The following is a 24,453-nucleotide window of genomic DNA, read 5'->3' on the forward strand; positions in this document are numbered from 1 at the left end:
TGTAGCCCCCCGGACGGGTTGGTCGAGGGGCGGTCTATCGGGGGACGCTCCGGCAGTTGAGGATGAAGCCGCGGCGGCGCGGGGGCCCCGCCATCCCATCCGGCAATGGCCCGGCAGTGGCCGGGAAACCACGAGTCGCCGCGCGGCAGGCGGCCAGGACGTGTCGCCAAAGAGCGGAAATGGCGACACGTTGTTCGCATGTGTCGCTGTGGACGACCGGTGGCTTGTCGCCCCCCGCCTATCATCCCCGTTCATGCCCCTGCCCCAGGTTGCCATCGTCGGCCGGCCGAATGTCGGCAAGTCCAGTCTGCTCAATGCCTTGAGCGGGCGGCGCGTGTCGATCGTCGATCCCACGCCGGGCGTCACGCGCGACCGGGTCTCCTCCATCATCGAACTCAGCGCCCCCGCCGAGACGCCGCGAGGCACCCCGGGCCGGTGGGTCGAGCTCATCGACACGGGCGGGTACGGGGTCTACACCGCCGAGGGCAAGCGGTTTGATGATGTGGGTGTGGACCTGTCGGCCCTGACGCCCGGGATTGAACAGCAGATTCGTTTCGCGGTGGAGAAGGCGTCGCTGGTGCTCTTCATCATCGACGCCCAGACCGGGTTGACGCCGCTGGATGAGACGGTCGCCGGTCTGCTCCGCAAGGGGGGGCATGCCGACAAGGTGCAACTGGTCGCCAACAAGGTGGATGATGAATCGTGGGAGTCGCACGCGGCGGAGGCCGCCTCGCTGGGGCTGGGCGAGCCGCTGGGCGTCTCCGCCACCACGCGATACGGTCTGCGGCGGCTTTCCGAGCGGGTGTACGAACGACTGGGGGGCGTCAAGGCGGCTCGCAAGGACGCGGAGCCGGACAAATCCGAACTCACGTTCGCCATCGTGGGCAAGCGCAACGCGGGCAAGAGCACGCTCATCAACGCCTTGGCGGGCGAGGAGCGGGTGATCGTGTCCGAGATCGCCGGCACCACGCGCGACTCGATCGACGTGCGCTTCGAGATCGAGGGGCATACCCTGGTCGCCATCGACACCGCCGGGCTGCGCAAGCGCAAGAGCATTCACGAGGACGTGGAGTACTACTCGCTGCGCCGGGCCCTGGCGGCCATCCGGCGGGCGGACGTGTGTGTGCTGCTGATCGACGCCACCGAGCCGGTGTCGCAGGTGGACAAGAAGCTCTCGCAGGAGCTGCAGGAGCAGTTCAAGCCCACGGTCATCGTGGTGAACAAGTGGGATCTGGCGGCGAAGAAGGGGCTGAAGCCGGAGGACTACGCCGAGTACCTGACCGCCGAGCTGCGCGGGCTGGACTACGCGCCGGTGGCCTTCATCAGCGCCAGGTCGGGCGAGGGCGTACGCGATCTGGTGGCCATGACCATCAACCTGCACCAGCAGGCGTGCCACCGCGAGAGTACGTCGAACCTGAACGAGGCGATCCGCGGCATCATGGCGGAGCGCGGACCTTCGTCACGGTTGGGTACGCAGGCGCGGGTGTATTACATCAGCCAGGTGGCCACGAACCCGCCGACGATCGTGCTGATGGTCAACGATCCGAAACTCTTCGAGGGGCAGTACGAGCGATATCTGCTCAACCGCCTGCGCGAGGAGCTGCCCTTCAGCGAAGTGCCGATCCGGCTCTTTTTCCGCCCCCGCAAGCGCATGGAACTGGGCGCGATGAAGCACCGCGGGCGTCGCCGCGAACAGACCACGGAGTTCGGCGAAGAGGTCGGCGACGAGTCGTGACGCATTCCGGTTGTCAGTCGTCAGAATCCGGAACTCCATACACCCCAGTCCTCTGCTCTCGTTCCCCGTTCCCCCGTCCCCTTTCTCCCATGAGTCATGTCCGTTCCCACCGACCTCGACTACGCGCTGGATGATCACGGGACGGAGCGCCCCATCGCCGAGATCGCGCGGTCGTTCACGCTCGATCCGCGTATTCCTGCGCTCGTGCCGGGGTTCGATGCGCCGTTCTTCCAGGCGGGGCTGGCGGGATATTCCGACGGGGCGATGCGCCTGATCGCCCGGCGGCATGGCTGCCCCTTCTGCGTCACCGAGGCGCTGCTCGATCAGACGCTCATCAACGGCGGCAAGGGGCGCACGCGCGAGGATCCCGACCTGCTGGCCGAGGAGTGCGGCACCGGCGATCCGGACGAGAACATTCCCGGCTCGGCGCGCGGGCTGGTGGATCATCCCATCGCCGGGCAGATCATGGGCACGTTTCCCGATCAGATGGCCCGCGGGTCGCTGCTGCTGGTGGGCATGGGGCACGACGTGATTGATGTGAACCTGGCCTGCCCGGTGAAGAAGATTCGCCGCCGGTCACGAGGTGGGCACTTCCTCATGGACCCGGTCGGCGCGATAGAAGTTCTGCGAGCCGTGCGCCAGGCGGTTCCGTCGCATGTGCCCTGCACCGTGAAACTCCGCCGCGCGTGGGACGACACGCCGGAGATGGCGCGCCACTTCGAGCGCATCTTCGAGGCGGCGTACGAGCTGGGCTATGCGTGGGCGACCGTGCATTGCCGCACTGTGGTGCAGAAGTATCATGGGCCGGGTCGCTGGTCATTTCTGCGCGACCTGACGCGACGCTACCCCGATCGGCTGATCTTCGGCTCGGGCGACGTGTGGCGCGTGGAGGACATCTTCGCCATGCTGGACCTGACGGGTGTGCATGCCGTGAGCGTGGCCCGCGGGTGCATCGGCAATCCGTGGATCTTCCGCCAGGCGCGGGAGTTGATGTCCGGAATGAGGATGGCAGGCGGGACGCCCGCCCCACTGACGCCCACCCCGCCGATGTCCGCCACACCGACGCGCGAAGTGAGCCGCGACCGTCAGGGGGCGTATGACCCACACGAAGTGAGCCGCGACCGTCAGGGAGCGGATGACCCACACGAAATGAACCGTGACCATGAGGGGGCGTATGACCCACACGAAGTGAGCCGCGACCGTCAGGGAGCGGATGACCCGTTCACTCCGACGCCGCCCACCATAGACGAGCAGCGCCAGGCCCTGCTGGAGCACTTTGACCTCGCCGTCGCCTTGCACGGCGAGCGATCCGCCTCGCAGCAGATGCGGAAGTTCGGCATCAAGTTCAGCCGCCATCACCCGCGGGGCGAACAGGTGAAGGCGGAGTTCATCCGCTGCAAGACCGTCGCCGACTGGCGCGCCGTGGTGGAGCGGTGGTACGCAAATCTTTCGGAGTGAGGCGTGCGGCAGCCCTCTTTCCGTGAGGCGTCTGGTCCACGATGGACACGGATGAATGGGATCGGCGGGGCCGATGGCGAAAGCCGGGACCGCGGCGTCAGCACTGGTCCGCTGGACCAGTCCGTGCGGGGGATCACTTTTTCCCACGAGTTTGTCACACTCTGGGGTCGGCGAACGCCCATATCTGGAGAGGGGCGCGATGGGCTGAAGCCGCCGGGGCGCTCACCCGCGGCACGTTTCTCAACCCCATGATCGATCCGACGGGACCGAACGGCATGGTGGACCTGGGAGTCAAGATCGACCTCAATGACCTCGTTGCCGCGGCGTCAGAGCCCGGTGGAGAACTCCTTCCGTTTCTGTCGCCCGAAGCGCCGCCTCCGATACCTGACGCGGTCGTTGAAGCACGTCAGCGCATCATCGTCGCTCTTGTGCGGTACAACGAGCAGTTGGAGCACGTGCTGCCTGGCATCGTTTACCGCAGTCTGGATGCCAAGCAGTCGCTGCGCTCCGCGTCATTTCGTGGGGATTCCGCCGCGGCCGCACGCCACCATTCGGAACGGGTGCGGCTGCGGCGGGTGCTTTTTGACCTGAATGAAACGGCGGCACAGGAGATCGCCATCGCCGTTCGGGAGATCGACAACGACAGCGCCGTCAGGTGGCTGCGCCGAGTCGATCAGGCCCACTTCCCGGAGACCATGCGCACCACCACCGTTGACATGATGCAAACGTGGCTGACGGGGCGCGATCTTGATGAGACGACAAGGGTGAGGGTTCAAGCGGCGTACCGGTCGTTTGTACCGGTCCGCGACGCCATCTGGCGAACGGCCAAGCCACTGGTTCTGCGGATGCACGACGAAGTGTCGATGTACGTCGCCGGATCGGAGAATAATGATGTCTTTGAGAGGCTTGATGAGGTCGATGCGGCCATGGCACAAGCGTGCGCCACAGCTCATGCTTCCGTCATCACGCTGCTGCCGCCGGAGGAGCAGACGGCGTATCGAAGTGCCTTATCGCGGCTTGAAGGTCAGCCGGGACCGGCCTTCGACATCCGAGAAGCACTGAGGCGCCGCCGCGATTCCTCTCTCCAGTGAGGGCGCGCTCACGATCATAACGAGGTCGGTGCGTTGCGTTGGGATTCCCCTCTCAACCCCAGCACGGGCGAGTAGCGTGGACACGCCGCTTTGGGCTTGGTCCCGCGCCCGTTTCGCTCGTGCGGGGCAACCACCGGCAACGCAGGGCCGTGGCCCATGCCACCCGAGGCGCTTCGACTGGACGGATACCTTTCGATGAGCGCGGCAGCGAACCCCCTTCTGCCAAAGACAACGCCCGCATTCGCGGGCGTTGACGTGAATCAAGTGTCATGTGCCGGCACGACAGAGGCGCGAATTCACCACCCCTTCCGCCCCCGCCCCTTCGCCGCGCTCGTCGCCCGCGCGGTGGACAGTTTCCTCACGCGCATGCATTTCCGCAGCGCTCGCCTTGACTGTTGCACCGATCACTTCAACGGTGCCGGCAACGGGTACTGCTCCTGTTGGCTCTGAGTCAGACTCCGAAATGCGAGCTCGCACGTCGCATTGATTTCACGTCGTCGCTGCACCATCAGATCATCCATCCTCCGCTGGGAGGCATCCATTCGGTTCATCTTCGCCGCCGGGTCGCGAACCGACAGCATGGCTTCCACGCGGTCGTCGCTGGCGTTGGTGATCGCCAGGTGAAGTTGCTTCACGGTGTGGACATGATTCTGCCTCAACGTCTCAAGGGCCGCACGCTGGTCATCGTTGATGGACACCTCGTTCAACAGCAGGTCAAGGTACCTGAGCGCGTGATCGGCCTGGTGCTGAAGCCACAGCGTGCGGCGGCCATCATATCGCTCGCGCAGCGCCTGGGCATCATCGGCCGATAGCATCTCCGTGATCATGAGGAGGTAGTTTCGATTGAGCACGCGAATTCGCTGGTGGTGTTCATATTGTTCTTTGATTCGACGGTCCCACTCTCCGGCGCCGCCGTGCAGCCCCTGCACCCAGACACTGCTGCCATCCGTCCGCGAGTGCTCGGCGATGCGTTTCCATTGATGGCGCATCTCTCCGACCATCCATGCTCGACGGGCCAGGAGCGCCTCGTTGAGCAGCCGTTCGTACTCGTTGACCAGGATCACGAACTGGTCAGGATCACGACTCTGTTGTGGAGTGATCTTCAGTACTTCGAGAAGATCAAGCACATCGATCCGTTCCTCACTCAGGATCCCAGCCGGGACAAGGTTGCGTCGAGTGTTCCACTGCCGCCACCGCCTCCAACCATCCTGCTGATCGTCACGCATGACCGCCATGAGGGCCTCGATCGCCGCCCCGTTGCGCGCCTCCTGTTGCTCGGCGCACTCCGAGATGAATCGCTGCCATTCGAGGTTGCCGACATGGTACTCGAGAGAACCGTGCCGTTCATTCTCAAATCGGTTCTTGATGGCCTGCTCGTTCGTTCGCTGTGACTGGACCCACTCGCGGAAACCCGACTCGAAGTCGCGATAGATTGCGTCGACCAAGGATTGCTGCTCCGGATCAAGGTCCGCGATGATGATGAGGCGGTCCAAGGCAGCCCGGGAAACCTCCATGCTCCAGGGGCGCTCGTCCGGCATCGCCCATTGACCCCGAGCGGATGAAGCGACCAGAACCGGTGCGATCAGGATCGTCAGATGACAGCTGAGTTTTGCGGATGATCCGAGAGGGATGGTCGCGTGTGTCGTCGATCGGGCGCACCAGAGAAGGGCGCCAATGAGAAGAAGATTCCGGAGCACGCCCGCTCCGGGACTGCCGGTCGCCCACCATTGGTCGAGTGCACCGAAACACCCACATTCAGCGGACGGGTTCGTGATCCAGATCGCGACAAGATACACGGTGAATCCAGCAATCAAGACGGCGCTGGCGTACAGTGCGTTCACGACTTGACGTCCGACAAGCAGACGGACACCGAGCCCGATCTCGATGCCGGATATCGCGAGGATTGTGAATCCAGCAAGGGATCGGCTGACGCCAACTCCGACGAGCGCCAGAATGCCATCGCCAGGATCGATGGCCTTCAGTAACCCAGCGATACCGATCAGCGCCCCTGCCAGCATGGCGACGAGACGCTTGCCCAACGGAAGCGGCATACTGGGGGTTCTCATCATGCATTGACCCCTGTACGGGCAATCACTGGCACGTGGTGCCGGTCAGATAGGCGCCCTCGCAGTACTCGTAGGCGATCCAATCGCTCTCCGCAGCGTACGTGCCGGATGAACAGCCGAACCACTTCACGAAGACCCAAACACGGGTTCCGGTGCCGTAGCACTGCGTCTTGCCCTGACCAACGGCGGGGACGCACTTCAGCATGTTGACCCGTCCGCGCACGCACATGGGTCCGCTCGTGCTATCGGGGCATGTGATGGGGTCACAGTCGGCTGTGCCGCACACGTAGTCGAAGACGGCCTGATAGCAGCCGAGCGGCCCGCCGCCTCCGGGATCCTGAGCGGCCAGCATGCCTGCGGCGGCAATCGTGAAAGCGACGAGGATGATTCTTGCGTGAGTACTCGTCGTCCAGTCTCCTGCTTTTGGGGTCGATTCGGAGCTCCTGTGCCCAGAAAAGTGAACCAGGCGATCAATGCCGTCAGTCCAAGACGTACCAGCAGGGCTGTTGAATCGAAGGCATTGCGATCGATGGCTGGCGCGTCATCTTCCCGTTGAAAGCGTACTGTTTCCGTAGAACTCGACCAATCGCCCTGTCCGGTCAGGTCGTAGTAGGTCAGTGGCTGATCGGGTCGGAAGGCAACGAAGATCCGCGGAACGTCCTGTGGCGTTGCCGGAAGGCGAAAGTCATCCGAAGCAATGCCGCGAAACCGGATCCGAATCAACCATGTATTGCCGATCCTCAGGTTCTTGCGGATGAGCATCCACTCGCCTTCTGATCCGTCCGGCTGGGCGTGTACTTGCCACAATGAAATGTCGGCGTTGTTCTGCGCGTCCCGAGCGGCCGCGATCGCCCTGATGTGCCGGTATCCGGCCGGCGCCTCTGGGAGTGGCTCGATGGGGACCAAGTCTCCGTAGGTCTTCGCGAATGCCTTCACTGGATCGCAGGTGAAATCGAACACAGTTTCCGCTGTTCGGAGACCGCCAACATTCGGAGCGCTGTATGGCGATCGTTCAATCTCCATGCGATCCCATCCGTTGCCGAACCATGCCAGTTCGCGGCAACGTCCGATGAATTGCGTGCCGATCGGAAAGTCATGGCGGTCCGACCTGGGTCGATGAAACCACTCCCACTTCGACAGCGAAGGATGCGATCGGAAGTTGACGTATTGGAACGAAACGCCGGCTTCGCCACCCCAGATCAGTCCGTCGAACAGAAACCCGCCGTGTTGTGGCTCAGTGGTGGACTGCAAGTCCGGAGAAGGTCGCATCGTCGAAAACAGGATATCATCTGCAACGGAGTCGATACGCCGCGCGAATCCGTAGACCTCGAATGCCCGTTCAGACTTGAGATTTGTCGGTGGTGACTCGACCGGTGGTGTTGTCGGCTGCTGCCAAGACAACGAAACCAGCAGAGCCATCAGTGCGGTGAAAGACCAAGTCGACGTCATGCGCCACCCCGAGAGCATGCATTTCGGAGGGTTTCCGAAGACAATGCCACGATAACGCTGCAGAACGTCGTGTCAAGCGGGAATTGGGTGACCCCCCCCGAGGCGAGCATGGAAGTCACTTTCCAACAACGGGTTGTGGCTGATCGAACTTTCTGCGTCTTTTTGCGATTGCTCAACTTCCGGAGATCATCAGCAGCTCGGCGCGTCCTCCTCAACGGCCCCTCACCGCCCCTTCCGCCCGCGCCCCTTCGCCCCGCTCGTCGCCCGCGCGGCCGCCTTCTTCTTCCCGCCGCCTTTGGCTGACGCCGGCTTGGCCGCCGTCGGCCGCGGGCCGTACCCGGCGGGGATGCCCTGCTTCCACGTGTCGAGTTTGCGGCTCTCGGCGATGTAGCCGTCGCCGGGGATCGGCTTGGACCCGTGGGTGAACGCGCTCACCTGGCTCTTGTGGGCCGTGCGGGCGGTGTACTTGGCGGTGAACTCGTCATGAATCCAGCGATAGGTTTTCTCCATGCCCACGCGCAAGGATGTGTCCGGCTCCCAGTTCAGATACGACTTGATCTTGGTGTTGTCGGAGTTGCGGCCCGCCACGCCGCGCGGCGCATCGAGCTTGTAGTGGCGCTCAAGCGTGATGCCCGCGATCTCCTCCGCGATATCCACCAGCTGGTTGATGGTCACCAGTTCCGACGAGCCGAGGTTGATGGGTTCGAGGATGTCCGAGTTGGTGATGAGGTTGATGCCCTTCACGCAGTCGTCGATGTACATGAACGAGCGGGTCTGCGTGCCGTCGCCCCAGATCTCGATGTCGTGCTTGCCGGAGATCTTGGCGGCGATGACCTTGCGGCAGATGGCGGCGGGGGCCTTCTCGCGCCCGCCCTCCCACGTGCCGTTGGGGCCGTAGACGTTGTGGAAGCGGGCGACGCGCGTGGCGATGCCGAAATCCTCGCGGAAGTGGCGGCACATGCGCTCGGAGAAGAGCTTCTCCCAGCCGTAGCCGTCCTCCGGCAGGGCGGGGTAGGCGTCGGCTTCCTTGAGCGCGGTGACGTGAGGGTCCTTCTGCTTGTCGGCGTTGTACACGCAGGCGGAGGAGGAGTAGAAGAAGCGCTTCACGCCCGCCTCCTGCGCCGCCAGCAGCATGTGGGTGTTCACCAGCACGCTGAGCATGCACAGGGCCTTGTTGTTCTCGATGAAGCCCATGCCGCCCATGTCGGCGGCGAGCTGGTAAACCGTGGTGGCGCCGCGGCAGAGCTTGCGGCAGACCTTGAAGTCGCGGCAGTCGCCCCGCAGGGGGCCGGCGTAGTTCTCCACGTCGGGGAAGACCTGATACCACTCGTCCAAGGGCTTGATGTCCGCGGCGCGGATGGTCTTCACGCCCTGCTGGCGGAAGTAGTTGACCAGATGCCCGCCGATGAACCCGCCGGCTCCGGCGATGACGACGACTTGATTCCTCATGACCTCTCCTGAATGCGGCCGCGGAATAGGGACTTCGGACGCCCTGAATCGGGCGCGGGCCGCCCGACCCGGCTGATCGCCCGTGCGGGGGCGATGGATGGCTCAAGGGCGGAGCGGACCCGCTGTGCTTCTACGAAATCGGTCCGGCACGGGTTCTGATTCAATGCCGATGCGCCGGTTCCGCCCACCATCGTGCGATCGGGCCTCACTTCTCGGAACCGGCGACACAACCGCGAGGCCGAATCGAGCGACCCGTCGGCGGTCGAGTGCGGCGGAGGCGCGTCCTGCCGATCATGGTGATCCGCTGGCCCTTGTCGGGGCCGCCTTGTACCATCGGACAGACCTCAGGGGCACCCACCTCACCATGCGCATCACCATCATCGGCACCGGGTACGTCGGCCTCGTCTCGGGGGCCTGCTTCGCCAGCACAGGCAACGAGGTTCTCTGTCTGGACCTGGATGAGGGCAAGATCGCCCGGCTCAACCGGGGCGAATCGCCCATCTACGAGCCGGGGCTGAGCGACCTGATCCAGCGCAACGCCAGGGCGGGGCGTCTGAAGTTCACCACCGACAAGGACGCCGCCTACCGCCACGGCGAGGCGGTGTTCATCTGCGTGGGCACGCCGTCCGGACCGGACGGCTCGGCGGACCTGCGCTATGTGCTGCAGGCGGCGGAGGACATCGCCGCCGCGCTCGAGCAATACGGCCGCGAGGGCAAGCCCCGGCTGGTGGTGGTCAAGTCCACGGTTCCGGTGGGCACCACGCACCGCGTGCGCGACGCCATCGCCAGGCGAACCACCGCGCCGTTCCTCATCGCCAACAACCCGGAGTTCCTCAAGGAAGGCGCCGCCATTCAGGATTTCATGAAGCCCGACCGCGTGATCGTGGGCGCGGACGACCCCGCCGCGGGTGAACTCATGCGATCCCTGCACGAGCCCTTCGTGCGTCAGGGCAACCCGATCCTGGTGATGGACATTCGGTCGTCCGAGATGGTGAAGTACGCCAGCAATGCGATCCTGGCGGCCCGCATCAGTTTCATCAACGAGATCGCCACGCTCTGCGAGCACTACGGAGCGGACGTGAAGTCGGTGCGCGAGGGCATGTGCGCCGATCAGCGCATCGGCAAGCACTTCCTCTACCCCGGGCTGGGCTACGGCGGCTCGTGCTTCCCCAAGGACACCCTGGCCGTCGTGGGCATGGGCCGGGCGGTGGGCTTCGAGTGCCGCCTCAACCAGGCGGTGCATGAGGTCAACCAGGGACAGCGCGAGCACTTCTGGTCGAAGGTGGTGGCGCATTTCGGCGGGAATCTTCGTGGCAGGACGCTGGCCTTCTGGGGCATCGCCTTCAAGCCGGAGACGGATGACATCCGCGAGGCGCCGTCGCTCACGCTCATCGAGCGGGCGCTGGATGCCGGCGCCCAGGTACGGGCGTTCGACCCCGTGGCGGTGGAATCGCTGAAGCGCGAGTTCCCGCGCAGCGCGGACGTGACGACCACCGACACCATGTACGCCGCGCTGGAAGGGGCGGACGCGCTCATCATCTGCACCGAGTGGTCGGACTTCCGCCAGCCGGACTTCGAGCGCATCGCCCGCACGCTGAAGGAGAAGACGGTGTTCGACGGGCGCAACATCTGGCAGCGCCAGAAGATGGCCGAACTGGGCTTCAGTTACTACGCGGTGGGCCGCCCGGCGGTGAACGGGCGGGCGTAAGGCGGACCGAACGTGCCGAGCGCTCCTTCTCCGACACCCTCTCCCTCTGGAAGAGGGTTGGGGTGAAGGTGTCCTACGCGCTGACCTGCGGCTTGGCCCGGCCGCGCGGCTTGCGGAAGCGCTTGAGCCACCGCGCCTTCGAGCGGGGCACGCGCCGCGGCGTGCCCCGGCTGCTCACCCACCAGTTGAGCAGGAACGCCCCGATCAGCAGCACCGCGATCAGCCCGATGAGGGCCATGATCAGCGTCAGCCCCTTGGCGCTGCCCACGATGTGGTGCGACACCATCCATCCGAACCCCAGTTGCAGCCCCACCGTCACGAACAGCAGCGTGCCGTTGGCCAGCAGGAACTTCCACGGCGACAGGTGCATCAGCCCCGCGACGATCATCGTGCTGGTGCGGCTGCCGGGCACGAAGCGCGCGGTCACGATCAGCCACGCCCCGCGCTCCTCGATCTGGTGCTTCGCCTGCAGCAGACGCCGCGGATGGGCCAGCCGCTTGAACCAGCGCTTGTGCAGCAGCGGCGTGCCGTAGCGATAGCAGATCACGTACCACATGCCGTCGGAGATGAGCGCCCCCAGCCAGGCGCAGAAGTACGTGCTCAGCCACGGCAGGTGCCCCTGCCCGATCAGAAACCCCGCGGGGATGATGATCACATCCTCCCCCATCAGCGGCATCACCAGCAGAAAGAGCACGGCGAAGGGGCCGTAGGTCTCCACCGCCTGCAGGATGCGCGGGTCGATGATGAAGCCGTCACCGTTGGCCGCCGCTTCCGCCCCGTTGCCACCGGCCAGGCCCGCTCCGGTCAGCCCGCCCAGAAGGGCGAAGAGCAGGCCGAACAGCGCGATGAACGCTGCGGCGGTCAGCGTGGTGCGGAGCAAAGCCAGAGGGTTCCCGGTCACTTCGGATAGTGTATCGGTCGGCGACGAATCGGGAACCCCCAGTCCGTGTCAAGATCGCGCATCATCCTGGCGCCGGACACCTTCAAGGGCACGCTTTCAGCCCCGGAAGTCGCCGCGGCGATGGAGCGGGGCGTTCGCCGCGCCCTGATGGAGGGCGCCGGTCGGTTCGTCGATCGCACCGTGGACCCCGCGGCGGATTCCCAGGTCGTGCCCCTGCCCATCGGCGACGGGGGCGAGGGCACGCTGGACATCCTGCTGCGCGGCGCCGCGGCGCGCGGGGATGGCTCGGCGGCAACCCACCATCGGCGCGTCACCGGCCCGCTCGGGCAGCTGGTCGAGGCGACGTGGGCCGTGCTGCCCGACGGCCGGGCGTACATCGAGTTGGCTCAGACCGCGGGGTTGACCCTTACCCCCCAGTCCGCCCGCGACCCGATGCGGGCAACCACCTACGGCGTGGGTGAACTGATCCTCGCCGCGATTGGCGCGGGTTGCCGCCGCCTCATCGTCGGCGTGGGAGGCAGCGCGACCGTGGATGGCGGAACCGGCCTCGCCCAAGCCCTCGGATTCCGCTTCATCGACCGTGCCGGACGCTTGATCGACCAGCCGATGTGCGGCGGGCGTCTGCTGGACATCACCCGCATCGAACCGCCGCGCTCACCACTGCCCGATATCACCATCGAGGTCGCCTGCGACGTAACCAACCCGCTCCTTGGCCCGCATGGGGCGGCGCGGGTCTATGGGCCGCAGAAGGGCGCGACCGCCGAGCAGGTGGAGCAACTGGAACGGGGGCTGGCCCACCTGGCGTCGATCGCGGGCGGCGACCCGGCGGCGAAACACGCCGGGGCGGCGGGAGGCACGGCGTACGGGCTGGCGACCTTCCTGAACGCGACGCTGCGGTCCGGCATCGACCTGGTCCTCGACCTGCTGCGATTCGATGAGCACGCCGCGTCGGCCCGGCTGGTTCTTACCGGCGAAGGGCGGCTGGACGGCCAGTCCCGCTTCGGCAAGGCGGCGCTGGGCGTGGCCGCCAGAGCGGGCCGGCACGGTGTTCCGACCATCGCAATCGTCGGCTCGCTCGGGCCGGGGTGGGAGGAGTGCGTGGATGCTGATCCGCATCGCGGGCGACTGGTCGATGTCATCTCACTCGCGGAACGATTCAGCGAGCGCGAGGCGCTGACCAATACAGCCGCGCTGATCGAACGCGCCGCGGCGGAGGCGATGTGCGGGTACGTCGATCGAAGTTGACGCCCAAGGGTGCGGGAGCGCACGCAGTGTGCCACGGCCGTCCGAAGGGTGTGCCACGGTCGTCCGAAGGGTGTGCCACGGTCGTCCGAAGGGTGTGCCACGGCCGTGTCGGCCGTGCGGGCACGCGGCCAATGTGCGCCGAAGGAAGCGTGGAGTCCCAGAGGTGATGCGCCGCGACGGGGTTCCCGCAGTGTCGTACGCCTCCGGCCGCTCGCACGGCTGAGACAGCCGTGGCACATGGTGGCGATCGCACCGCGGAACCTCTCCGGATTCTCTCGACGCCCTCCATGACGGGACCGACGCCGGTCTCCGCGACCCCTACAAAACCACTTCCTCCCCCGCGCGCACGGCCCGGGGCAGGTCGGCGGCGGGCAGTTCCTCGGCCGACAGAGCCGTCAGCGGGCTGATCTCGATGGTGGCATTGACCCGACCCGCGGCGTCGCGCGGGATGGCCACGCCCCGCTTCTCCAGCCAGCGGGCGTTGCGCTCCGACTGAATCGCGCGGCTGGAGCGGGCGGAATCCACCCCCTCGGCGTTCTTGATCGGCGCGAACTCCTCGATGCGGTCGGTCTCGTACACGATCGACGATTCGGCCAGCGGAATGGCGTCGAAGACGAAGGCCTCCAGCTTCACCGCGTTGGGCTTCTCGGGGTTCACGGCCTGGCCCGTGACGGGGTCCACGTGCGGCACCTTCTTGTCCGCCCGGTGCCAGGGGAGAGCGAACCGGCCCTTCTTCGTGAGGCGATCGACGAACGCCACCGACATGAGGTGAATGGCGATCGACCCGGCCAGGAAGCGCAGCTGCCCGGCGGCGTCGGTCTGCCGCGCCAGGTCGGCGGGCAGATCGGAGTACTCGATGACCATCGTCTTGCCCCCGGACGTGCAGAACACGCCGACCTTTTCATCCGGGCTCACCTTGGGCAGCATTTTGCTGGACATCTCGGCGGAGGAATCCGGCGCGGCGGCGTGCAGCCCGAGAAAGAGCGGATCGACGATGCGCACCAGCGGGTTATCCACCTGGAAGTAGGAGATGTGCTCGATGCCTCGCGCGGCCATGTCCTCGATGGCGCCGCTGTCGCGCAAGGCGCGCAGCGACCCGCCGTGCCCATCCGGGTTGACGGCCAGCTCGTGCCTCGATGCCAGCAGCATCCGCCCGGTGGCGGCGTCGAAGGAAGGCATCACCCCCTGCGGGAACATGAAGATGTCGCGGCGCTGAAGCCCGAAGTTGTTGTTGTCGGCGAAGAACGCGCGGGTGGCGGCGTCGTTGATCGGGCTGGTCATGATGTACCAGGGGATCGTGACGCCGTACTTCCGCTGGTTGGCGAGAATCTGCTCGGCGAAGATCCGGAAGAGCGGCTTGCCGGTGACGGCCGACGCGGGAAAGGTGCCCTTGGGGCCGTTCCACCCCAGCCGCGTGCCCTGCCCGCCCGCGACGGTGAATGCCGCGACCTTGCCCTGGCGGACGATCCCCTCGCCGACGGCGGCGTACTGCGCCGCGTCATACGAGCGTGCGGGAGAGGACGGATTGTTGGGGTAGTACGACGCGGGCGAGAGGTCCGGCGGGATGGGCGTCTCGGGACGCCTGAGCACGTAGTCGGCGATGAGACGGTCGATCTCATCGAGATCGAGCGCCTCGATCTGGTCGAGCAACTGCTCACGCTCGTGCGGAGCAATGCGGTCGGCGAAGGCCAGCAGGTGCTCCTGCCCGTGGGCGGCGAGCGACTGGCGAACCATCGAGAGTCGATCCGAGAGTCGATCAGTCATGGCGAGAAGCGTACCTGTCCCGTTCTTCAATCACAGCAGTTCCGGATTCTCCGGATCGGTCCAGCCGCTGGCGAGGTGGCGGACGATGCGTCCCGTCTCCAGGTAGATCACCTGCTCGCAGATGTTGGTGCAGTGATCCGCGGCCCGTTCGATCGACTTGGTGACGGCGTGGAGCCGGAAGGCGAAGTCAACGGGAAACGTGCCCGCCGCCACGCGCTTCTGGGCGTCGAGAAGAATCTCCCGCTTGAAGCGGTCCACGGTGTCGTCGAACTCGAGCACCGACTCGGCGGTGCGCACGTCGCGCGAGGCCAGGGCTCGGTTGGTGTCGCGGATCATGCCCACGACGCTGTTGGCCATCACGCGGAAGGTGGGGGGGATGGGCACGTTGCTGCCGTCGCCTTGCTTGACCGCCTCGGCGACGTTCACGGCGCAGTCGGCGATGCGCTCCAGCTCGTTGTTCACCTTCACGATGGTGAGGACCGAGCGGATGTTGTACTCGTCCGTCTCGCCCATGCCCAGCAGGGGGATGCAGGCCCGCTCGATCTCCACGTCCGCACGGTCGATGACGCGGTCGCCCTCGATGACCTGCTCGGCCTTGGCGACATCGTTGTCGAAGAAGCACTCCACGCCCCGCAGGAAAAGCTCCTGCACGCGCTGGGCCTGCACGACGATGTCGTTCTTCAGCCGGGCCAGATTGCGTTGAAAATCGCTCACGAACGGTTCATCCTTGCGCCGGCCGCGCGCCACGATTGCGGTCGATGGGTGAGGATAGCCGGGAGAGGCCGGTTCGGAAGGGGCGTTCGGCTCCCGGCTCTCAGCGAAATGCAACGGGAGGCACGGAGACACGGAGGTGAGAGGTCAGAGGTCAGAATGCTCCGCTGAATCGTGTCGGAGCGGATGATTGCAACGTCGAACCAACCACTCCCTGACGGTCGTGGCTCGAAGACTCGGCTTCTTGCTGATGGCCTCTTGCTGACGGCTGATAGCTGACGGCTGATGGCGGCTCTCCCCGCCATCTTGTGAAGCCGCCGCGCGCCTCCTACTGTTGCGCGGTTCCCGGGAGTTTTCAGCCGTGATCGACACCGCCAGCGAGCCGCTCATCGAACTCGGCGTCAACATTGACCACGTCGCCACCGTGCGACAGGCGCGTCGGACGTACGAGCCCGACCCCGTGTGGGCGGCGGTGGAAGCCCATCTGGGCGGGGCGGACGGCATCACCGTCCACCTGCGCGAGGATCGGCGTCACATCCACGATGACGACGTGCGGCGGCTGGCGGAACTCGTCCACATCAAGCTCAACCTGGAGATGGCCGCGACGCAGGAGATGGTGGACTTCGCCTGCGCCATCAAGCCGCAGCTCGCCATGCTGGTGCCAGAGAGCCGGCAGGAAGTGACCACCGAAGGCGGGCTGGACGTGGCGGGCCAGCAGCCGCGGATGAAGGACGTGGTCGCCCGGCTCGAGCAGCACGGCATCATCGTGAGCGCGTTCATCGACGCCGACGCCCGGCAGGTGGAGGCGGCGCGGGCGTGCGGCTTCCGCGTGTGCGAGATCCACACCGGCCCCTACGCCAACACCTTCTGGCGACAGGGACGCGACCCCGAAAGCCCCGCCGTCCAGGCCGAGCTGCGCAAGGTGCGCGAGGCGGGGGAACTCATCCGACAGGCGGGTCTGCGATTCAACGCCGGGCACGGGCTGAACTACTACAACGTCCAGCCGATCGCGGCGCTTCCGGGAGTGCGCGAACTGCATATCGGCCACTCCATCGTCAGCCGCGCGGTCATCGTGGGCATGCGGCAGGCGGTGGCGGAGATGAAACGGCTGATGCGAGAGGCGGCGACGGCGTCGCTGCGGGCGCGGCTTCTGACCGGATGACGGAGGACAGGTCCACGGATGAACACGGATGAACAGGGATGGTCAAAGACGAAGAGAATCGGCGGCTTCGACGGCGTACTTTCGTCCGTTGGTTCAAATGACGGAACGCATGTGCCGCCAGATCGACCTGCGATTGCGAGTCGCATGGGATCGACCGCTCCCTCACGGTCGCGGCTCATTTCGGCTGGACATCCAAACGCTCCCTGACGGTCGCGGCACGTCGGATCCGAATCAGCCCGTCGGCGCATCATCTTCCACTGAACCATCCTCTCCATCCGTGTGCATCAGTGGACTCTCTTCTCCTCTGCCTCTGTGCTCCCTACGGCTCCGTGGTGAATCATTCTCGACCAGGACACTCCCATGATTGACTTCCGCGGCGCGTTCACGGCCATCGTCACTCCCTTCTCCGCCGACGGGCGATTCATCGACTTCGACCGGCTGGAAGCCAACATTCGTCACCAGGCCGAGGGCGGCGTGCGTGGCGTCGTCCCGTGCGGCACCACGGGCGAGTCGCCCACGCTCTCGGATGACGAACAGCGGGCCGTCATCGAGAAGGCCGTCGAGGTCGGCAGGCCGCTGGGGCTGATGATCGTGGCTGGCGCGGGATCGAACAACACCGCCCACGCCATCGAGATGCACCGCTTCGCCAAGCAGGCCGGGGCGGACGCCTCGCTCCAGGTCAACCCGTACTACAACAAGCCCTCGCAGGAGGGTCTGTACCGGCACTTCATGGCCATCGCCGATTCCGCCGCGCTGCCGATCATGCTCTACAACATCCCGGGCCGCACCGGCGTGGCGCTCAACCCGGACACGGTGGCGCGGCTGTCGAAGCATCCCAACATCCGCGCGGTGAAGGAAGCCACCGGCTCGATGGACTCAGCCAGCGAGATCATCGAGAAGTCCACCAACATGCAGCTGCTCTCGGGCGACGACTCGATGACCCTGCCCTTCGCCAGCGTGGGAGGCGTGGGCGTGGTGTCGGTGGTGTCGAACATCCTGCCGGACAAGGTGAGCGCGCTCTGCGCCGCGTTCAACGCCCCCGGCGGAGGCGACTGGAAGAAGGCCCGCTCGCTGCACTACGAACTGTTCGCCGTCAGCCGCGGGCTGCTCTCGCTGGACACGAACCCGATTCCGATCAAGACCGCCATGAAGATTCTGGGCCGCGACACCGGCGCGCTGCGCCTGCCCATGTGCCCGCCGGGCGAGGCGGTGGCGGCGAGGATCCGGGCCCTGCTGGAATCCGCGGGGATTCGTGAGCAGCAGGCGGCCTGAGCGGCGACGCGAGCGTGTTCCCGCAGGGATCAGGCGATTACTCCGCCGTCAACTCCACCCAGTCGAAGTACGACTCGAAGGTGAACGCAAACACCGGTACGACCACGATGTGCCGCACCTGCAGTTCGATCGCGCCGTCGCTTCGCACGTACTTCGTCGCGTCGAGCCCCGTGACGGTGTGAATGGCCTCGGTGCTGCCGATGGCGTACTGGCTGATCGTCTCCAACTGCGTGGTGTTCCAGTTGCGCAGTCGCAGCCGCGCCGTGCCGGTGGTCTGGTTGATGCGAGACTCGACCGCAAGGTCGAGCGTCGTGGGGCTGGGCCGATCGGTCGTCGCCAGCACCGTCATCTCCAGCGAGTGGAGGTCGGTGAAGGTGGCGCCATAACCGGAGCGCGTGCGCAGCACGATGTCGTCCGACTCGCGCAGCGAACCAACATCGCCCGCCAGAACCTGCCCGCGCGTCACGGCGATGCCCGTCAGGTCCGCCGGCAGCAGCACGTCCGCCAGGTAGATGCCCCGCCCGTGCGTCACGGCCATCAGCGTGGCGTTGTCCTTCCAGATCAGTTCCTCCACCGGCACGGTGCCTGGGCCGTCGGTCACCACGTTCCACGTCGCGCCGTCATTGCGTGAGGTGAAGACGCCGATGTCCGTGCCCACGTAGATCCAGCCGGGCCTGGTGCGGTGGATGTTCAGCGCGCTCGCGGGGGCCGACGGCAGCGCGGTCAGGCCCGAGCCGGTGATGCGCGTCCACGTCTGGCCCGCGTTGTCGGTGCGCCACACGTTGTCCGGCTCCCAGCCCATCACCGCCACATACACGCGGCTGTGGTTGGTGCGGTCGATGACGATGCGCGACACCCAGCGGTCGGGCAGCCCCGGGCTGTTGCCATCCACGCGCGTCCACGCGGGGCTGGTGGCCGTGCCGTTGGTGGTGAACCACACCTCGCCGTTGTTGTGTCCGACCCAGATGATGTCGGAGTTACCCTCGGCGACCGCGATCGTCGAGATGTTGCGCGGATCGTTGCCCGCAAAGTGGGCCTGGTCCGGCGCCTTCGGCGCATCGGGATCCTCGGGACCGATGGAATCCTTGATCGAGGCCCACGAAGGCGTGGCCGCCTTCACGTTGTTGCTGCGCCAGAGACGCCGCCCGGCGACCAGCATGCGGTTGGGGTTGTTGGGGTCGAGCATGAAGTAGGGGATGAAGTTGACCGCCGTGGTGCCCGCGTCGGTGATGCCCTGGTAGATGTAGCTGGCGCTGCCGCCCGCGTTGGTGCTGCGGAAGATGCGGGCGTACTGCACCTCGCCATAGAAGTAGTTGGGGTCGGTGGGGTCGGCGGCGGAGTACCCGCCGTCGCCGCCGAACAGCGAGTTCCACGCCTGCGGATCGCCGGTGAAGCGCAGCGTGCCGTTGTCCTGCGTGCCGCCGACCACGCGCCCGGTCGTGGGGTTGATGCCCGCGCCGTAGAACTGCGTGATGCCCAGGTTGTTGTTGAGCGCGGTGACGGCGGTGCCGTACACGTCGGTGGTGCGGTAGAGGCCGCCGTCCGTGGCGAAGTAGACCGTCCGATTGGTTGTTCCATTGAAGCCCGGATGATGAACGATGTTGTGCATGTCGGCGTGGGCGCTGTTGAAGCGCTGGGCGAACGTCACACCACCATCGGATGAGCGGTAGAGCCAGACGCCGCCGAGGATGAGGAAGTCCGGATTGGTGGGGTCAACCCAGATGGTGTTGTTGTACGAGGCGTAGGTGGAGATGCCGCTACCGCTGGTTCGCAGGGCGTAGGTCTGCCCGCCGTCGATGGAGCGCCAGACGCGGATGCGGTCGCCGTCCTCGCTCACCGCGGCGTAGACGACGCTCGGATTGCCCGGGGCGTAGCAGAGTTCCTGCCGGTGTCCGCCCGCGCCGGTGGCCTGCTGCCAGGATTGTCCGCCGTCGGTGGAGAACCACGGGCCGTCCTCGGCGTGGTGGCCTCCCGCCACGGCTCTGTTGCCGTCGGTGGGGTGGTAGCGCACATCCAGCGCGTTGAACGTACTCGTCTGCGTCCACGTCTCGCCGCCGTCGGTGGATCGCCACACGCCGCTGCCGCACGCGGCGAGCATGATGTCCGGGTCCGCCGGGCTGAAGGCGAGCCGGTTGACCCAGTAGAAGTCCTCGTTGGCGGTGGAAGGAATCTGCTGCCACGTGGCGCCGCCGTCGATGGACCTGAAGATGCCCGCTCCGCGCACGGCGGCGGTATTGCTGGAGCCGCCCACCGTTTCGAAGAATCCTTCGCCGGTGCCGACGAAGAGCACATCCGGGTTCGTCGGGTGGATCACCATGCACCCGACGGCCAGCGAGGCCATGAAGTCATCCATGGGCTGCCAGAGTCCGCCGCCGTTGGTGGTCTTCCACACGCCTCCGCTGGCGGCGCCGACCCACATGATGTTGGGATCGTTGGGGTGGAAGATGACGGGCCGAATTCGCCCGCCGATGTTGCCGGGTCCGATCCAGGTCCATCGCTCGGGGTCGATGCCGCCGCCCAGCCCGCGGTTGAGCACCATCGAATCGCGGTGAAGTTTGGCGTTCCACAGGGCGTTGGGCGGGATCGTGCCGTCCTCGCTCAGGCGCGCCTGCCAGCGCTGGATCGCCGCGGCGATGGGTGAGTCGGGCCTCTCATCGCCCTCCCGGGCGACGTGCGGCGCGGCGCAGCCGGTGACCGCCAAGGCGCTGCTGACCAGGCCCAGCCAGGTCCGTCGGTGGGTGTGATGGCGAGTGTTCATCCCCGTTTCCTCCGCGCGTGCGAGCCGCCCGCCGGTTCGGGTCGGCGCGGCGCATGGTACCGCGCGGGGGGTTCCTTCCAATGGTCATTTCATGCGAATCGCGCCGCCTTGAGACTCACGCCCGCGCCGTAGAATCGCCCATGCCCAGCATGAATGCCGTCGTCGTGTCGAGGCAGGGGAAGCCCGTGGCGCCCAACGTGGCGTACGTGACCGACTTTCCCGCGCCCGAGCCGGGGCCGGGCGAAGCCCTGATCCGCACCGAGGCCAGCGCGCTCAACCACCTGGACCTGTGGGTGGGCCACGGGTTGCCGGGGCTTGATCTCACGTACCCGCGCATCGGCGGGTCGGATGGCGCGGGCATCGTGGAGCGCGTGGGGCCGGGGGTGGACCAGGCGTGGGTCGGGAAGCGCGTGCTGCTCAACGCCGCCAAGCCGCAGGTCGAGAAGCCGCTTCCGGGGCGAACCCCCGCGCCGCCCGACATCGTGATGATCGGCGAGCACGAGAACGGGGCGCATGCGCAGTTCTTCGTCGCCCCCGTCGCCAATCTGCTCGACGTGGGCGACGCCGACCCGGCGCAGGCGGCGGCGATCGGGCTGACCCACCTGACCGCCTGGCGCATGCTGCGCACCCGCGCGGGGCTGAAGCCCGGCATGACCGTGCTCATCACCGGCATCGGGGGCGGGGTGGCGCTGGCGGCGCTCAACATCTGCCGCCATTTCGGCTGCACCACCATCGTCACCAGCCGCCACCCGTGGAAACTCGACAAGGCGAAGGCGCTGGGCGCGACGCACGGCGTCCTGGACGCTGGCGCCCCCGGCGGCGACTGGTCGCGCGAGGTGCGCACGCTCACCGGCAAGCGGGGCGTCGATATCTGCGTCGATTCCATCGGCAAGGCGGTGCACCTGGCGGGCGTGAAGTCGCTGGCGCGCGGCGGCGTCTACGTCACGTGCGGCTGCACCACCGGGGCGGATGCCATCACCGACCTGGCGCGGGTGTTCTGGAATCAACTCTCGATCGTCGGCTCCACGATGGGCGACATGCAGGAATTCCGCGAGGTCGTCGCGATGTTCCGCGCCGGGTCGATCACGCCCGTCATCGAGCACGTCTTCGCGCCCACCGAGGCGCGCCGGGCGTACGAAACCCTCGAAAAGGGCGAGCAGTTCGGCAAGATCGTCTTCCGCTGGTCGTAGGCGCGGCCATCACCCCGCGGGATACTGCGGGCGCTGACCTTCAAGCACCGCCAGTACGTCCTTCACCACCCATGACATGTTGGTCATGGCGGTCTCGGTGCGGCCGGCCAGATGCGGGTAGAGGTTGGCGTTCTTCAGCCCCAGCAGCGGGTAGCCCGGTTCGATCGGCTCCGGCTCATGCACGTCGATCATGGCCTGTGCGTGCGGATTGCGCTTGAGAAACGTCGCCAAGGCGGACGCATCCACCACCATGCCCCGGCTGGTGTTGATGAACAGCGCATCCCGCTTCATGCGGTTGATGAGGTCGGCGTTGACGAAGCCCTTGTTGGACGGGCGGCTGTCGATGTGGATCGAAACGATGTCGCTCTTCTCAAACAGCTGCGGCGCCACCACCATCTGAGCCCCGTGACGCTGGTTGAGCGGAATGTTGGCGATGTCGTGGTAGAGCACCTGGCAGCCGATAGCGCCCGCCACCTGCGCCACGCGCTTGCCGATGCGCCCCAGCCCGAGGATGCCGAGCGTCAGGTCGCTGATCTGGCGTCGTCCGAAGGTCTCCTGACGCAGCTTCTCCCACGCCTTCCTGTCGAGCGGTTCGGAGACGGTGACGCGCGGACGCAGGGCGTCGCAGATGAGCGCCAGCACGTACTCCACCACGGCCTGGGTGTTGGAGTCCGGCGCATAGACCACCTTGACGCCCTTGGCGCGGCAGGCGGGCAGGTCGATGTTCTCCAGGCCGATGCCGGCCCGCCCGATGACGCGAAGGCGCGGGGCCTTGTCGAGCAGCGGCCTGTTCACCTGCGTGTAGGTGCGCACGATCAGACCGTCGGCGGTGGCGAGCGCCGCGTCGAACTTCGGGTCGTCATGCGGCACCACGACGAGATTGGCGCGTGAAGCCAGCCACCTGGCGGGCTCGGACGACAGGTGCTCGCTCTGGATGATCTTGAAGCGCTCGCTCACGATGATGCTGCCTGGTTCCGGTGTCGCACGCGGCGCCTCGCACGGGGGACGGCGTGAATCAGTTGGATAGCCGTTCGGCGCGCTCCGGTCAAGCGCGGATGATGATTCACGCTCATCCACAAGGCATCGACACGTTGCATCGCGGCGCGTTGACACGACGCCGTGCGCCGATACATTGGCCGTGTGACCTGAGTGCCGCGGACGACGCGGGGGGCGTCCGATCAACGATCATCCGAACCACCAGCCATGAGGAGTGTCGCATGAACAAGGGCGAGTTGATTGAGGCCGTCGCCGCCGAACTGGGCGAATCCAAGGCGCAGGCGTCGCGGGCCGTGGAGGCGATCATCAAGGCCATCTCCACCGGCGTGAAGAAGGACGACGCGGTGACCATTGTCGGCTTCGGCACGTTTCAGAAGAAGACGCGGGCCGCGCGCACGGGGCGCAACCCGGCCACCGGCGAGCCGATGAAGATCAAGGCCACCAAGACGGTGGGGTTCAAGCCCAGCCCGTCGCTCAAGAGCTCGCTCTGACGCGCCCGCCGCGTCGTTCATTGCATCCAGCCATGTCACGGGGGTCGATCCGACGGATCGGCCCCCGGTTCTGTTTCGGAGGATGCCATGCACACGCTTGTTCATCTGGTGCTTCCCGAGGAGCCGGGACCGGAGCACATCCGTGACGGCTGCTATCACCCACCCGGCGCCGGAGCGGACGCCCTGACCCTCTGCGCCGCCAGCGTCGATCAGGTGTTCGAGATCGCCGCCCATCGCTTCACGCACCACCCCTCGCTGGTGGTCTGGTCGATCGACGCGGATCGGCTGAGCCGGCCCGTGGTGATGCGTCCGCTGGCTGACCGTCCGGCGGAGGTGCGGCCGCATCTGCAGGGCGCGATCGAACTGAGCGCGGTGGTGGACCGGCGTCACATCGTCCGACGCGCCGGACGGTGGCGCTGGGAGACCTGACCGGCTCAGTCGTGGTAGCGCGCGTCAACCGATGGGAAACGTCCGCACCTCCACGTGCTCCGCGCCGTCGGGCCTGAGCACGCTGCGCATGAGGCGCACCTGGTCCACGTGGAACGGCTCGATGGCGCGGCCCGGGCCGACGTCGCTCAACCGCGATGGCGAACGGAAGCGGCAGAGCGTGAAGTGGGGCAGGAATCGTTCCACGTCACGGTCGCGCACGTTGCGGGCCAGCCGGTGGGCCAGCCGGCGGTGAATCTCCATCAGGTCGGGCGGCGCGTCCGTCTCGCAGGCGATCAGCCGAGCCGGACCCTGCTGGGGCAGGGCGATCAGCCGCCGCGGCGCGAGCGTGAAGGGCTTGAGCCCCGCCACGCTGCGTTCGATGGATTCCAGCACGCTGTCCATCTCCGCCGCGGGCGTGTCGCCGAGAAACAGCGCCGTCAGGTGAATCTGCTCCATCGGCGTCTCGCGGTGAGCCGGCAGCGTGAGCTTGCGCAGGGCGTTGCGCATCGAGCGGGCCGCGTCGGGAGGCGGGTAGACCGCCACGAACAGACGCTGGTTGGCGATGGGACGCGACATGG

20 protein-coding genes are annotated in these 24,453 nt (G+C 66.5%); 10 read left to right on the plus strand and 10 right to left on the minus strand.

Annotated features, from left to right (window positions below; genetic code table 11):
- The first annotated feature begins 253 nt into the window (after positions 1 to 253).
- The 3 genes from der to HRU76_06665 all read left to right on the plus strand — a co-directional run bounded on the left by der (position 254) and on the right by HRU76_06665 (position 4,284).
- Positions 254 to 1,735, plus strand: a complete 1,482-nt coding sequence (der, locus tag HRU76_06655; GenBank protein ID QOJ17273.1) for a ribosome biogenesis GTPase Der — start codon at positions 254 to 256, stop codon at positions 1,733 to 1,735.
- A 96-nt stretch (positions 1,736 to 1,831) separates the two neighbouring features.
- Complete coding sequence (locus tag HRU76_06660) at positions 1,832 to 3,193, plus strand: tRNA-dihydrouridine synthase family protein (GenBank protein QOJ17274.1); 1,362 nt, start codon at positions 1,832 to 1,834, stop codon at positions 3,191 to 3,193.
- A 248-nt stretch (positions 3,194 to 3,441) separates the two neighbouring features.
- Positions 3,442 to 4,284 carry a hypothetical protein gene (locus tag HRU76_06665; protein ID QOJ17275.1) on the plus strand — a complete coding sequence of 281 codons (843 nt, stop codon included), beginning with the start codon at positions 3,442 to 3,444 and terminating at the stop codon, positions 4,282 to 4,284.
- Between the two features lie 404 nt (positions 4,285 to 4,688).
- On the opposite strand, the gene HRU76_06670 is transcribed toward HRU76_06665, so the two are convergent.
- The 4 genes from HRU76_06670 to HRU76_06685 all read right to left on the minus strand — a co-directional run bounded on the left by HRU76_06670 (position 4,689) and on the right by HRU76_06685 (position 9,248).
- Positions 4,689 to 6,335, minus strand: coding sequence for a hypothetical protein (locus HRU76_06670; GenBank protein ID QOJ17276.1), 1,647 nt, complete (start codon positions 6,333 to 6,335; stop codon positions 4,689 to 4,691).
- A 40-nt stretch (positions 6,336 to 6,375) separates the two neighbouring features.
- Positions 6,376 to 6,555 carry a hypothetical protein gene (locus HRU76_06675; GenBank protein QOJ17277.1) on the minus strand — a complete coding sequence of 60 codons (180 nt, stop codon included), beginning with the start codon at positions 6,553 to 6,555 and terminating at the stop codon, positions 6,376 to 6,378.
- Entirely contained in the window at positions 6,549 to 7,799 is a 1,251-nt protein-coding gene (locus tag HRU76_06680; GenBank protein QOJ17278.1) for a hypothetical protein, read from the minus strand. The genes HRU76_06675 and HRU76_06680 overlap by 7 nt, the downstream gene beginning before the upstream one ends.
- Positions 7,800 to 8,021: 222 nt before the next feature.
- A complete protein-coding gene (locus tag HRU76_06685; GenBank protein ID QOJ17279.1) occupies positions 8,022 to 9,248 on the minus strand; it encodes an NAD-dependent epimerase/dehydratase family protein in 1,227 nt (408 codons plus the stop codon).
- A gap of 364 nt (positions 9,249 to 9,612) precedes the next feature.
- Here HRU76_06685 and HRU76_06690 point away from each other — a divergent pair, with 364 nt between their 5' ends.
- On the plus strand, positions 9,613 to 10,956 hold the full coding sequence (locus HRU76_06690; GenBank protein ID QOJ17280.1) for a UDP-glucose/GDP-mannose dehydrogenase family protein: 1,344 nt from the start codon (positions 9,613 to 9,615) through the stop codon (positions 10,954 to 10,956).
- 73 nt (positions 10,957 to 11,029) lie between these two features.
- Here the strand turns inward: HRU76_06690 and HRU76_06695 are convergent, their stop codons facing one another.
- Entirely contained in the window at positions 11,030 to 11,857 is an 828-nt protein-coding gene (locus tag HRU76_06695) for a DedA family protein (GenBank protein QOJ17281.1), read from the minus strand.
- Between the two features lie 45 nt (positions 11,858 to 11,902).
- Here HRU76_06695 and HRU76_06700 point away from each other — a divergent pair, with 45 nt between their 5' ends.
- Positions 11,903 to 13,102, plus strand: a complete 1,200-nt coding sequence (locus HRU76_06700; GenBank protein QOJ17282.1) for a glycerate kinase — start codon at positions 11,903 to 11,905, stop codon at positions 13,100 to 13,102.
- A gap of 318 nt (positions 13,103 to 13,420) precedes the next feature.
- Here HRU76_06700 and HRU76_06705 read toward each other — a convergent pair whose 3' ends face one another.
- Positions 13,421 to 14,866: a UDPGP type 1 family protein gene (locus tag HRU76_06705; GenBank protein QOJ17283.1), complete on the minus strand. Its 1,446-nt coding sequence runs from the start codon at positions 14,864 to 14,866 to the stop codon at positions 13,421 to 13,423.
- 30 nt (positions 14,867 to 14,896) lie between these two features.
- Complete coding sequence (phoU, locus tag HRU76_06710) at positions 14,897 to 15,580, minus strand: phosphate signaling complex protein PhoU (protein QOJ17284.1); 684 nt, start codon at positions 15,578 to 15,580, stop codon at positions 14,897 to 14,899.
- Between the two features lie 361 nt (positions 15,581 to 15,941).
- On the opposite strand from phoU, the gene HRU76_06715 reads away from it, so the two are divergent.
- Both HRU76_06715 and HRU76_06720 read left to right on the plus strand, forming a co-directional pair.
- On the plus strand, positions 15,942 to 16,739 hold the full coding sequence (locus HRU76_06715; protein QOJ19128.1) for a pyridoxine 5'-phosphate synthase: 798 nt from the start codon (positions 15,942 to 15,944) through the stop codon (positions 16,737 to 16,739).
- A 363-nt stretch (positions 16,740 to 17,102) separates the two neighbouring features.
- Complete coding sequence (locus HRU76_06720; protein QOJ19129.1) at positions 17,103 to 18,011, plus strand: 4-hydroxy-tetrahydrodipicolinate synthase; 909 nt, start codon at positions 17,103 to 17,105, stop codon at positions 18,009 to 18,011.
- A 37-nt stretch (positions 18,012 to 18,048) separates the two neighbouring features.
- On the opposite strand, the gene HRU76_06725 is transcribed toward HRU76_06720, so the two are convergent.
- Positions 18,049 to 20,769 carry a hypothetical protein gene (locus HRU76_06725; GenBank protein QOJ17285.1) on the minus strand — a complete coding sequence of 907 codons (2,721 nt, stop codon included), beginning with the start codon at positions 20,767 to 20,769 and terminating at the stop codon, positions 18,049 to 18,051.
- A gap of 140 nt (positions 20,770 to 20,909) precedes the next feature.
- Between HRU76_06725 and HRU76_06730 the strand changes: the two genes are divergently transcribed.
- Positions 20,910 to 21,959: a zinc-binding dehydrogenase gene (locus tag HRU76_06730; GenBank protein QOJ17286.1), complete on the plus strand. Its 1,050-nt coding sequence runs from the start codon at positions 20,910 to 20,912 to the stop codon at positions 21,957 to 21,959.
- 9 nt (positions 21,960 to 21,968) lie between these two features.
- Here the strand turns inward: HRU76_06730 and HRU76_06735 are convergent, their stop codons facing one another.
- Positions 21,969 to 22,916 carry a hypothetical protein gene (locus HRU76_06735; protein ID QOJ17287.1) on the minus strand — a complete coding sequence of 316 codons (948 nt, stop codon included), beginning with the start codon at positions 22,914 to 22,916 and terminating at the stop codon, positions 21,969 to 21,971.
- 260 nt (positions 22,917 to 23,176) lie between these two features.
- Here HRU76_06735 and HRU76_06740 point away from each other — a divergent pair, with 260 nt between their 5' ends.
- Together HRU76_06740 and HRU76_06745 are read left to right on the plus strand one after the other, a co-directional pair.
- Positions 23,177 to 23,446: an HU family DNA-binding protein gene (locus HRU76_06740; protein ID QOJ17288.1), complete on the plus strand. Its 270-nt coding sequence runs from the start codon at positions 23,177 to 23,179 to the stop codon at positions 23,444 to 23,446.
- A gap of 87 nt (positions 23,447 to 23,533) precedes the next feature.
- On the plus strand, positions 23,534 to 23,875 hold the full coding sequence (locus tag HRU76_06745) for a DUF952 domain-containing protein (protein ID QOJ17289.1): 342 nt from the start codon (positions 23,534 to 23,536) through the stop codon (positions 23,873 to 23,875).
- Between the two features lie 24 nt (positions 23,876 to 23,899).
- Here the strand turns inward: HRU76_06745 and thpR are convergent, their stop codons facing one another.
- Positions 23,900 to 24,451: an RNA 2',3'-cyclic phosphodiesterase gene (thpR, locus tag HRU76_06750; GenBank protein QOJ17290.1), complete on the minus strand. Its 552-nt coding sequence runs from the start codon at positions 24,449 to 24,451 to the stop codon at positions 23,900 to 23,902.
- Positions 24,452 to 24,453 lie beyond the last annotated feature (2 nt).

It is taken from the genome of Phycisphaeraceae bacterium, from assembly GCA_015709595.1.
In the GTDB taxonomy this organism is placed as follows: Bacteria; Planctomycetota; Phycisphaerae; order Phycisphaerales; family SM1A02; genus CAADGA01.